10 protein-coding genes and 1 tRNA gene are annotated in these 12,031 nt (G+C 41.4%); 8 read left to right on the top strand and 3 right to left on the bottom strand.

What is annotated here, in order from left to right; translation table 11 throughout:
* Positions 1 to 14: 14 nt before the first annotated feature.
* A complete protein-coding gene (locus H6793_03385) occupies positions 15 to 1,667 on the bottom strand; it encodes a S8 family serine peptidase (GenBank protein USN95345.1) in 1,653 nt (550 codons plus the stop codon).
* Positions 1,668 to 1,776: 109 nt separating this feature from the next.
* Between H6793_03385 and H6793_03390 the strand changes: the two genes are divergently transcribed.
* From H6793_03390 to ligA, 4 genes are all read left to right on the top strand, one after another.
* Positions 1,777 to 2,331: a LemA family protein gene (locus H6793_03390; protein ID USN95346.1), complete on the top strand. Its 555-nt coding sequence runs from the start codon at positions 1,777 to 1,779 to the stop codon at positions 2,329 to 2,331.
* A gap of 167 nt (positions 2,332 to 2,498) precedes the next feature.
* The gene (locus H6793_03395) at positions 2,499 to 3,368 is read left to right on the top strand and encodes a M48 family metallopeptidase (GenBank protein USN95347.1); all 870 of its coding nucleotides are present in this window, start codon (positions 2,499 to 2,501) and stop codon (positions 3,366 to 3,368) included.
* A gap of 176 nt (positions 3,369 to 3,544) precedes the next feature.
* Complete coding sequence (locus H6793_03400) at positions 3,545 to 4,288, top strand: hypothetical protein (GenBank protein USN95348.1); 744 nt, start codon at positions 3,545 to 3,547, stop codon at positions 4,286 to 4,288.
* Complete coding sequence (gene ligA, locus H6793_03405; protein ID USN95972.1) at positions 4,279 to 6,315, top strand: NAD-dependent DNA ligase LigA; 2,037 nt, start codon at positions 4,279 to 4,281, stop codon at positions 6,313 to 6,315. Before H6793_03400 ends, ligA begins: the two co-directional genes overlap by 10 nt.
* A gap of 176 nt (positions 6,316 to 6,491) precedes the next feature.
* On the opposite strand, the gene H6793_03410 is transcribed toward ligA, so the two are convergent.
* Both H6793_03410 and H6793_03415 read right to left on the bottom strand, forming a co-directional pair.
* Positions 6,492 to 7,526 carry a hypothetical protein gene (locus tag H6793_03410; GenBank protein USN95349.1) on the bottom strand — a complete coding sequence of 345 codons (1,035 nt, stop codon included), beginning with the start codon at positions 7,524 to 7,526 and terminating at the stop codon, positions 6,492 to 6,494.
* Positions 7,527 to 7,533: 7 nt separating this feature from the next.
* A tRNA-Ala gene (locus H6793_03415) sits at positions 7,534 to 7,610 on the bottom strand.
* A 77-nt stretch (positions 7,611 to 7,687) separates the two neighbouring features.
* Between H6793_03415 and H6793_03420 the strand changes: the two genes are divergently transcribed.
* Genes H6793_03420 through H6793_03435 form a run of 4 tightly spaced genes read left to right on the top strand, consistent with a single transcriptional unit; the run spans position 7,688 to position 12,022 of the window.
* Entirely contained in the window at positions 7,688 to 8,593 is a 906-nt protein-coding gene (locus tag H6793_03420; GenBank protein ID USN95350.1) for a hypothetical protein, read from the top strand.
* 34 nt (positions 8,594 to 8,627) lie between these two features.
* Positions 8,628 to 9,383, top strand: coding sequence for an alpha/beta hydrolase (locus H6793_03425; protein ID USN95351.1), 756 nt, complete (start codon positions 8,628 to 8,630; stop codon positions 9,381 to 9,383).
* A complete protein-coding gene (locus tag H6793_03430) occupies positions 9,380 to 10,816 on the top strand; it encodes a hypothetical protein (protein USN95352.1) in 1,437 nt (478 codons plus the stop codon). The genes H6793_03425 and H6793_03430 overlap by 4 nt, the downstream gene beginning before the upstream one ends.
* Positions 10,817 to 10,855: 39 nt before the next feature.
* Positions 10,856 to 12,022, top strand: a complete 1,167-nt coding sequence (locus tag H6793_03435) for a D-alanine--D-alanine ligase (GenBank protein ID USN95353.1) — start codon at positions 10,856 to 10,858, stop codon at positions 12,020 to 12,022.
* The last annotated feature ends 9 nt before the right edge of the window (positions 12,023 to 12,031 follow it).

The following is a 12,031-nucleotide window of genomic DNA, read 5'->3' on the forward strand; positions in this document are numbered from 1 at the left end:
TGTATTATCAGCTATTATTTTGTAACACTTGTTACGTAGTTTGCGTATTGATCATTATGCACACTAACTTGCCAGGTTCCATTGGGCGCACTATTGCTTGGGGCAAATATATATTGTGTTCCGCCTCTAGTTAGATAGCTTTTGGGTCTAAGCCAGTATGTTCCATTATTTTGAATTGTAGCACCACAAGATTGAGTAGCAAAAATCCGACAACCTATCAGTATGATTTCGTCGCTACCTAGACTACCAGAAGCTGATCGCCAAATATGGCCAACGGCAGGCTGGTTTGGTGAATCTATTTGATCACCCAAAAGATTGTCCTGCATTAAGGCTAAGTTTAAAAGGGTAGCTTTGTGTGCATTTATTCTACCAAACCCGTACTCATCAGTTTTATTGGTATTAAACATTAACGGAACTGTATCAGCACTTTCGGTTAGAATTGACTCTACTTGTTTTGGTGTAAGGCCGGGATTTTGGGCGACTAATATTGACACCAATCCACTCACTAGTGGCGCCGAAAATGACGTACCACTACCTGAAGCGTAGGAATTTGTGGATCCATTGTTGTATACAGGCAAAGGTCCTACAGAACTACCAGGGGCAATGACATCTAATTGAGGGCCATAGCCTGAATAATCAGCGCGTTGATCTGTATTAGTGGACGAGCCAACTGCAATCACCTCTGGGTAAAGGGCTGGATAGGTCATCCTTCCTGGTGCAGAAAGTGCATTACAAAAAGTTTGATTATTCATTGCGCAATTACCGCTCGCACCAACCACAGTGATATTATTGCTAATTGCTCTCTGGATGGCACTTAGTAGTGTTTGGTCAAATTGATCAGAACCTAGGCTAAGATTAATAACATTAACATGCATATCTGTGGCATAGTCAATGGCCGAAACAACGCTGTTTGTATAAGCTTCACCATCGTCACTGAAGATTTGTAACGGAAGAATTTTAACATTTTGATCGATACCACTGTTGCCGATGTTATTGTTTGTAGTTGCGCCGATTACACCTGCAACCATTGTGCCGTGATGTACTGCATCTCCAGATGTATTGGTTGTTCCAGCTTGAGGACTGTTATCATTATTAATAAAATCGTATCCACGATAATCGTCGATATACCCATTGTTATCATCGTCACAATTATTGGTTGATTTGTCCTGCGCGGAGCCAGTCCAGCAGTTGTCACCATCTTGAGTTTGACCCGATTCACCGAGATTGGAGCGCCAGCGATTTACTAAATCTTCGTGATTAAGTTCAAATCCAGAGTCAATTACGGCCACAGTCTTCGTGTTGTCGCCAATCGATAGATCCCAAGCTCTGTTGACTTGTATTTTTGATAGCGCCCAATTAGAACCGTAGTATGGGTCGTTTGCGTCACTCATTAAATAGTAAGGTATTTGTGGGGCATTTGGGTTACTTCTGAGCGTTGTGGATGTTGCGATAAGTTTGGGTTTGGGTGTATTTGTATGTGTTACAGTTGCTGGATTGTTTTGTTCAGAATTAGTTGAGCTACCTGTTGTTGGTTGAGATGTTGTGTTTATGGGAGTAGCGGTTGGTGTTTGAGGTGGTGGGCTATGATCTTTTGTTTTTAAAAAGACCACAAAAGATAGTGCTAATAACAGAAAAACAACACAGGTAAATTTTATGGTTTTTTTCATTTTTAGTGATCCTATAAATAGTATAAACCATAAGCTAGATTATCTATAATGGTTGCAACAAACTATTAACAGCGTGATACAATATATTTATGATAAATAAAGGAATCAGATGATGGTGTTAATAATAATTGGCGTAATAGTAGTTATCGGCATAGTGGTTGCACTTATTTATAATGGTTTAGTTAGATCAAAGGTTCGAGTTGACGAAGCCTGGAGTGATATTACCGTTCAGCTCAAAAGACGAACTGATTTAATCCCAAACCTTGTTGAAACCGTTAAGGGATATGCAAAACATGAGAAGAGTGTATTTGAAGAAGTAACCAAAGCTCGCACTGCTATCATGGATGCTAAAGGGGTTAAAGATACCGCACATGCTGATAACATGTTTGAGGGTGCGCTGAAGAGTTTGTTTGCCGTAGCAGAAGCATACCCAGACCTAAAGGCGAATGAAAATTACAAACAATTACAAGAAGAGCTTGTTGACACAGAGGATAAAATTCAGGCGTCTCGACGGTTTTACAATGGAGCCGTGCGAGATTTGAATACTAAAATTCAAGTTTTCCCGACAAACATTTTCGCTGGAATGCTAGGGTTTAGTGCTCGTGAGTTTTTTGAAGTTGAAGATCGTAAATCTATAGAAGAACCAGTCCAAGTAAAACTTTAGTTAAAGACTTAGGAATTTTGCCTATTTGGCTGAACAAAATTTAACAGAATAGGTTTGGCTTGTAGTACTTGTATTGTTATACGAAAAGAGTTGTTTAGCTAGATAGTTTGTTTTTTTAGGTTCTTCATTTTGTGACTTCAAAAACTAAAATAGGTATAATAGTTTCTATGTATAGTGAGATTTCTGCAAATAAACGAAAAACCGTATTTATGATGTTTTTCTTTATTGTGTTGATTTCTGGGTTGGCCTGGGCAATAACTAGCTTGCTTCAGTTAGATCAATATGTGACATATTATGTTGTGATAGGGGCATTAGTGTATGTACTGGTGAGTTATTATTCTAGTTCCAAGATGATGTTGAGTATCAATGGAGCAAAACCAATTTCAAAAAAAGATAACCCAAGAGTCTATAGAATTGTTGAAAACCTTGCGATAACAGAAGGCTTACCGATGCCTAAAGTCTATGTCATTAACGATCCTGCACTGAATGCTTTTGCGACTGGACATAATCCAAATTCTGCATCTGTGGCTGTAACCACGGGATTGTTAGAAGTTTTGAATGATGCGGAGCTAGAAGGCGTGATGGCGCATGAAATGGGGCATGTAAAGAACTATGATATTCGCGTATCGTTGGTAGCTTTTGCGCTTGTAGCAGTCATCGGCATCATGTCAGACATAATACTGAGATTGAGTTGGTTTGCCGATGATGAAGATAATCAATTTACTATTTTGTTTGGGCTTATTGGTGCATTGCTGGCGCCACTGGTGGCTGGGTTGATACAGTTAGCGGTTTCTCGCAAACGAGAGTACTTGGCCGATGCAACAGGTGCGTTAACAACCAGGTATCCTCAAGGACTAGCCAGTGCACTCAAAAAAATTGGATCTGATGGTGGGATTATGAAAAAACAAAATAGCTCAACTGCTCATCTTTTTTTTGCAAATCCACTAAAAAAAGGTAGCCTGAGTGGTTTGTTCAGTACGCATCCACCCATTGAGGAGCGTATAAAGCGGCTGAACAACATGGAGGATGCAGTTTAATGAGTCCAACAAGAAGACGAAAAAAACCACAATATAAACCCTTTCGTCTAAGAACGAAGATAAAGCCCCCAATCTCTAAAGACCTGCCTTCAGTTAGGAAATTGATTTTTGACACGTGCCTGCATATGTGGCGATATAGAAAAGTGTTTGTAGGGGTAATATTAATATACATCGTTTTGAACCTAGTACTTGTTAAGAGTCTGTCTTCTGCTTTAGACATTCCAGCCTTAAAACAAGAATTGAAAGAAAGTTCTGTGGCAAGTGGCGCAACGCTGAATGCTGTGCTTTTAGGCGTTGTTGTTAGTTCAGGCTCAAATGGATCAACCGAAGTTTCCAGCTTATATCAAACAATTATCACAGTAGTATTTATGCTTTCGTTCATTTGGCTGTTTCGCGAAACACATGAGCACAAGCTAAAGAGAATTCAATTAAAGATAAAGCAACCATTTTATGAAGGAATGACACCGATCATTCCTTTTATACTAACATTAATACTGATTGGTCTACAGTTGTTGCCGATGATGATTGGTGTTGGGGTTTTTAGTTCGGTTCAAATAAATGGTCTCGCAGTAACGGGCATAGAGACATTCTTGTGGGCGCTATTGGCAATTTTGTTGTCGATTTTGACGTTCTATTTAGTCAGTGCCTCAATGTTTGGGTTGATTATCGTAACCTTACCTGGCGAAACTCCCATAAGCGCTTATAAAAGTGCAAAAAAAGTTGTAGCTTTTAGGCGTTGGGTAATTATGAGAAAGTTACTGTTGTACTTGCTAGTGGTCGGTTTAATATACGCTGGCGTAATGTTTGCAAGCATTATCATTTTTCCCGTAGCCACAGAATGGATATTGTTGATTCTTTCCTCGATCATCTTACCTCTATCGATAGGTTGCGTGTATAAACTATATAGGGCATTACTATGAGTGGCCAAAATAAAGTCGATGCTAAAAAAAGATCTGAGCAACTAAAAGAGCTTCTTAAAGAGTATGCTCACCAGTACTATAATCTTGACAATCCAACGGTTGACGATGGTATTTATGATGGATTAATTCGTGAATTAAAACAAATTGAACAAAATTACCCAGAACTAATCACGGCAGATAGTCCAACTCAGAGGGTTGCTGGTAGGCCACTTGATAAATTTGTTAAAGTTCAACACAGTCAACCAATGATTTCACTGAATGATGTTTTTTCAAAATCTGATGTTGAGGCGTGGGTAAAGCGAGTTGATAAATTGCTTCCTGAAACACAACACCAGTTTTTTTGTGATACAAAAAAGGACGGTTTGGCCTGTGCAATTGTCTATGAAGATGGTGTTTTGGTTCGAGCCATAACTCGTGGTGATACCCGGATTGGCGAAGATGTAACCCAAAATGTACGAACAATAAAAAATGTCCCTTTGTCGTTGCGTGCACAAAAAGGGTGTGAAGCCTTTCTGCGGGGCAGAACCGAAGTGCGTGGTGAAATTGTGATGTTTAAAGAAGATTTTGATAATCTCAACCAAGAGCGCAAAAATAAAGGTTTGCCAATTTTTGCAAATCCAAGAAATCTAAGTGCCGGCACTATACGACAACTTGACCCAAAACTTGTTGCTGAAAGACCACTGCATTTTGTTGGATATGATTTACTGCGAGAAGACCCAGATCAAGTAGCTACGAACATTCAAGCATATCAGATATTAGAAGAATTAGGGTTCTATGTCAGTAAAGAAGCTACAGTTTTTGATGATTTAGATGATGTTATGGAATTTGTAGATAAGTGGGACAAAGTTCGTGATGACTTGCCGTATATAATTGACGGCTTGGTTATTAAGCTTAATAATCGTCGGCAGTATAAGAAAGTTGGTGTTGTTGGGAAAAATCCAAGAGGTGCTGTAGCCTATAAGTTTCCCGCAGAACAAGCAACAACAGTTGTTAAGGATATTGTAATTAGTATTGGTAGGACTGGTGCCGCAACTCCAGTTGCCGTATTCAATCCTGTATTGGTTGCCGGCACAACCGTACGTCACGCTAGTTTACATAATGCTGACGAGATAAAGCGCAAAGATGTTCGAGTTGGTGATACGGTAGTAGTATACAAAGCTGGCGATATTATTCCACAGGTCGAGAGAGTCATTCTTGAGTTGCGCCCAACAAATAGTGATGTTTTTGATTTTGAAAAGGAGCTAGCTCAACAGTATCCTGAGTTAGAATTTGAACGCCCTAAAAATGATGTTGTCTATCGAGCAAAAGGGCTAACTGGGCAGATAATATTGAGTCGATCAATTGAGCATTTTGCCAGCAAGTCGGCCATGGATATTGATTCTCTGGGCGAAAAAAATGTAGAACTATTAGTAAAAAATAAGCTGGTTGAAGATGTTGCAGATTTATACGGTCTGACCATTGATGATGTTGTTAAACTTGAACGTTTTGCTGAGGTTTCTGCTCAAAAATTGATAGATGGCATAAATTCCAAGAAAAACCCAAGTTTACCGCGATTTATTTATGGCCTAGGCATTCGGCATGTGGGGGTTCAGACTGCTATTGATTTAGCAAATCACTTTGTTGAGTTCGACAAATTATTGAATGCAAGTATTGATGAACTTGTGTCGATAAATGGTATCGGTATTGTAGTAGCAGAATCTATCGTTGCTTGGTTTTCGGACGACAATAATCAAAATCTCATTGCAAAATTTAATAGCCTTGGGGTAGCGCCCCAAAAAGCCACAAAAGTTAGTGGAAAATTACTTGGTAAAAGCTTTGTGATTACTGGAACCTTAAAATCTATGGGCAGAGAAATTATGGCAGAAAGAATACGAGCCGAAGGAGGAATATTCCAATCTAGCGTTGGTAAAGATACAACCTACCTAGTGACAGGTGATGGTGTAGGCGCATCAAAGTTAACCAAGGCTAAAAAGCTAGGCACTATAATTCTAACCGAGCCGGATTTACTAAAGATGCTTGACAAATAGCAACCATAAGCTGTATAACGATAGTATTCGTGCGTATGCGCGACGTGTAAAATAAACAATAAAACAAAACTACCCGTCGCGGGTGGGCACGCACGATAAATAAACAACTGAAATCTCGGTTGTTTATTTATTTGAATGCACTAATTCAGCCGATCTATGAGTTATGTAAGTAAGATCTAATCTGTTTGGTTTAGTGCTTGATGGACTAAAGCGGTGTGCAAAAATATGTCATCACCCATGGCATGGTGTCCGCCCTCAATTGGCATTGATTGAAAACGTTGATCTCCGAACGTTTTACCCAATCGAGATGATAGCGCCTTCATAATTCCATTGATTGACAATTCGCTTTCAGTCCCCCATATAAGAGTTGAGTTAGTTTCAGGACATCGACGTATAACAGAAGTTAAGTTTTGTTCGAATTTTCCTGATGCAATACCCTTTGAAATAGCTACGTTACTTAACCGAAGTAGCCCTAAGGTGTAGCCGATTAATCCACCCTGTTTACGACTAGCTATTTTACGAGCATCTTCATATGCTGGCATTTCAGAAGCTTTTACATATCTTTTTAGCTCTGAGTTTGATGACAAGAAGTCACTACCTAGCTTTCCAAGTGATCTAGGAAGGACAGATGCAGGCTCTATAGGTATTAAGTTTGGAGTTTGAATATCGAAACCGTTGGCTAATGAGGCAGTGCTTACGGCCTTGTCGGCTCCATACGAATACCCTACTTGGTCTGCAGTATTGATCTTTTGAGTATGAGCATAGAATAGTATAGGTTCAATAGTATCTCTAAAAATGCCTTTCGATACACGGTCACGATCAGATTTATATAATTTTCCTCCTTTAGCAAGGGGGTGGGCAGGGTTGCTAGAGGCAATGATTCTTGTATTTGGTAATGCTGTCGATAACGCCATGAGGCGAGCTTGCATATTCTCATCTATCGAATTACCCATCGGTAGGTGATAAATCATTGTAGATTCCGCCTCTACGGGGATAATGTCTATAAGTTTAATCGGGAATCCGTACTGAGGAGATACGGTTGTTTCATGCATATGTGCGTGCGATCTGCTAGATTGAAAATCACTATACATTGAGTTCCAATCTGGGAATGATCGAAGTTTCTCTGCTGTTTCTGTAACTACGTCCAAGGTTGTATCGTCAAACTCGTAGTATTGACTAAGTCGTTCGGTATTTTGCATAAAATCCTCCATATTAGTTTGGTGGAGCATAAGGGATTCGAACCCTTGACCTCATCCATGCCATGGATGCGCGCTAGCCAACTGCGCCAATGCCCCAACTTTTTGTAAATTGATTTTACAATATTTCGTACCGTATTGGTAGAGTAAAGCAAGACTGGTACAATACTTACATCATGAAACATATCTCAAAAGAAGATCGTGAAACCTATATAAAGACGATATTAATAGTTGGTTCCGTGTTGTTAATTTTCTTGGTATGGCTGTGGTGGTCAAGAATATACACTAGTAAAAGTAATGTATTTAATGCAATGCTTTCCAATAATCTTTCAACAAGAGGGGTCACCAAAACTACCCAGCAAGATAATTCTAATGGAAAGCTAACTCAAACGTCACAAGCACAATTTGGGGCGCAGTATTTAGTTGAAACTAAAACTGACATTACTCAGCCATCGGATGGCGGTGATATTAAAGTTTCAACCCAGTCATTTTCAACACCAAACGAGGATTATGTTAGGTACGCCTCTATCGATATGCCTCAAGTAAAAAATCAACCAAAAAAAGATTTCTCGTCTCTAGTTTCTGTATGGGGCAAGACACTGAAAGCAGAAGGAGGGGGTGGAGCTTTTACGGAATCAATCTATGGCGTTATTCCGTTCGGGAATTTGCCATCAGAACAGCGCAATGAACTCCTGAATATAATACATAGTCAAGGTGTCTACAAAACAGACTTCTCAAAAACCGAGATTAAAAAAGAAGGTGGTCGAACGGTCTATATATATGATGTAAGTATCAATCTAAAAAGTTACGCAACGTTCTTGAAAGCATATGATAAGATGTTGGGATTAAAGCAAATGGACTCCGTTAATCCAGCTGATTATGAAAAAGCAGATCCAATCAAAGTAAAATTGACTGTTGATAAGCTAAGTAGGACATTATCTAAGATCGACTATCAAGATGAGAATAGTGACGAAACAATTGCTGGATATGGCATAGCTAAATATGTGAAATTACCAGAAAATGCCATCAGTCGGCAAGAGTTAGAAGGTAAGCTTCAAAAGTTATTGCAAGCTATTCAGTAGTCAAAGATATATAGCTAAAGTATAATTATCTAGTATGCAAGTAATTGTCAATTCCCTCTTGGTTAATTATAGGATTATTGGGAAAGAAAAAGAAACTATTACTATGCTTCATGGTTGGGGTGATTCGTTAAGTACATTTGATCGTATCGCAACAACACTGAGTAATAAATACACAGTAATCTTGCTTGATCTGCCTGGTTTTGGTGGTACCCAGCCCCCGAGTCAACCATGGGGGCTGGATGAATATGCAAAATTTGTAGCTGATTTTTCGCAAAAAGTGGGGTGCCAGAACTTGAGGGCAGTTGTTGGCCATTCCAACGGTGGCGCAATTGCACTACGGGGCCTCGGTAGCGGTGTGATACGTGCGGATAAACTTGTGCTTCTGGCATCTGCAGGAATTCGTAACCAGTATAAGGGCCGAAAGAGGGGTCTGCGCCTGGCTGCCAAGACAGCAAAGCTGATGACGAAACCTCTACCCAAACAAATACAAGCAAGATTGAAGAAAAAGGCGTACGGGGCAATTGGCTCAGATTTATTTGTGGCTGAACATCTTCAAGACACTTTTAAGCGCATCATTACTGACGACACACAGGCTGATGCGGCAAAAGTTCGCATTCCTTGTCTGCTTATATATGGTTCAGAAGATACCGCAACACCTCCTGAATACGGAGAGATTTATCATAAGGCAATCGGTGGTAGTAATCTGCATATTATTTCTGGCGCAGGTCATTTTCTGCACCACACCCATACTGAGCAGGTTTCTAAACTGGTAGAGGAGTTTCTAAAATGAGAGGAACGCTGAGTATATTTAGCCCAAAATTTGCCAAAGTAATTGTCTATATGTTACAGAGTACTGAATACCAAGTGGCGCCATATTTGCGTTGGTTTTGGCGGACGGTTAATTTTGGCCAGGTGATGAAACGGCGTGAGCTAGAGTATACGAAGGTAGCTAGGTTGGTACTACTCGCTCTGCGCTGCGGTATTGCTGTACAGATTATTTTAGGATTGATGATGCTGTGTCTGGGTCTTGCTCGTGGCGTTAATGGGGCTTGGCCTTTAGGAGCAGCTCTGATTATTTCCTATCCTGTTGTATGGGCGCACCTGATAGTTATTCCGCTAGTTTTGGGTGATTGGTTGGTGATACGGCCAAAAAACCGCAAGCTTATCGAGCAGTCTAGACACATCTTTGCCAATCATCCAGGTATAAAGATTGCTGTAGCTGGCAGCTATGGCAAGACGACTATGAAAGAGCTGTTGGGTACTGTTCTTGGCGAGGGGAAAAAGGTTGCCATCACGCCGGCCAACAAGAATGTTGCTAGCTCACATGCTAGGTTTGCGATGGGGCTGGACGGAGATGAGGACGTGCTGGTGGTTGAGTTCGGCGAAGGACGGCCAGGTGATGTCGCTGGGTTTTCGAAGACGGTTCAGCCCAACGTAGGTGTGATTACAGGTATTGCGCCAGCGCATTTGGATCAGTATCCTTCTCTGGATGCGGCCGCACAAGATATATTCTCCCTTGCAGATTACCTGCACGACGACAATGTGTATGTAAACGCTGAATCTTCGACGGCCCAGAAGTTCCTAAAAGACACGCATATTCTGTACTCGCATGGAGGGGTAGGTGAATGGAAAGTGTCTGACATCCATGTAGATTTTGCGGGTACTCGGTTTCGCATGACCAAGAAGGGGAAGAGTTTGCAGCTAAAAAGTGGGCTGCTTGGTAGGCACCAGGTTGGACCCTTGGCTGCGGTGGTCGCTATTGCTGACTCTGTTGGACTGAATGCAAAACAGATTGAGGAGGGTGTTGCCAAGACAAAGTCGTTTGAGCACCGAATGCATGCCCGAAGTCTGCGTGGTGCTTGGATAATCGACGACAGCTATAACGGTAATATTGACGGTATTCGGGCTGGTCTCGCGCTATTGAGTGAACTGCCAGCCAAACGCAAAATTTACGTCACTCCGGGGTTAGTCGATCAGGGTGTCGAGACTGAGCGTGTACATAGAGAGATGGGTGAACTGATTGCACGTACAAACCCAGACAAAGTTGTGCTAATGAAGAACTCGGTTACGGCACACATCCTTAGAGGGTTGGAAAGTAAGGGCTTCAAGAAAGAAGTTGTGATAGAGGATAATCCCTTGGAATACTACACCAATCTAGAGCACTTCATTGCGGCTGGCGATGTGGTGTTGATGCAAAACGACTGGACTGACAACTACCAATAATTGCAATTGACGTATACAATTGTATGCTACAATTGCAGTATGAAAACTATCGCGGTATTTTTTGGCGGACGTTCCACCGAGCACGATGTTTCGGTAGTGACGGCCCTCGCAAGTATCATTAAACCCCTAGAACTCAGCAAACAATACAAAGTAGAACCGGTGTATATCGCCAAGGACGGCGCTTGGTATTGGGGCGAGAAGCTCAAAGACATTAACCTATTTAGTAGCGGTGAATTGAATGAATTTCTACACAAAGCTCAACCGGCCAGTGTGCAGTTTGATGGCAGTATGACACTCGTCAAAGCCTCTGGTATTGCTGGTCGCAAGAAGCTACAAAAGATTGATATTGCATTTCCGGCGATGCATGGCACCTATGGTGAAGACGGCAGCTTGATGGGATTGTTTCGGATGGCGAATATTCCTTTTGTTGGTTGTGATATGGATGCTGCGGTGTTGTGCATGGACAAGGTTTTGGCCAAGCAAGTAGCCGAGACGAATGGAGTTCCAGTCGCTAAGTACGAGTATCTATACCGAGATACTTTTGCGAGAAAGACGAAAGACACGCTCGACGGCATCGAAAAATCTTTGCGCTATCCGATGTTTGTGAAGCCGGCACATCTTGGTTCGAGTATTGGCATATCTCGTGTGACAAATACCCAAGAGCTACAGAATGCCATAGAAGTGGCATCACATTATGACGATAAGGTAATCGTTGAGGAAGAAGTACCAAACTTGATAGAAGTGACGTTGCCAATTATGGGCAATGAAGAACTACGGGTAGCATCGTTAGAGCGCCCGTTAACAAAGCCAGAGGACTTCTTTGACTTTGAAACAAAATATATGCAAGGCGGCAAAAAGGGCGGTAAAAAAGGTGGCGCCAAAGGGTCACAGGGCTACAGTGAAGTGCCAGCCAAGTTGGACCAGAAGTTGTACGATAAGGCCGAAGAGCTTGGGCGACAAGTTTACAGATCGCTTGGTTGTCAGGGAATTGCCCGTATCGATATGTTGATTGACGGTAAATCAGGAGTTGTCTACTTCAACGAGGCCAATCCACTACCTGGTGGACTGTATGAACATAACTGGCAAGCCTCTGGCGTGAGCAGTGTGGAACTTGTACTAACACTTGTACGCTTTGCCGAAGAGCGTTGGCAGCGCCAGCAACAATACGCCACCGTATTTAATACAAATTATCTTAATCAGTTTTGATTATGCAAC

This window comes from Candidatus Nomurabacteria bacterium (assembly GCA_023898625.1).
Classification (GTDB): Bacteria; Patescibacteriota; Saccharimonadia; order Saccharimonadales; family JAGQNJ01; genus HK-STAS-PATE-36.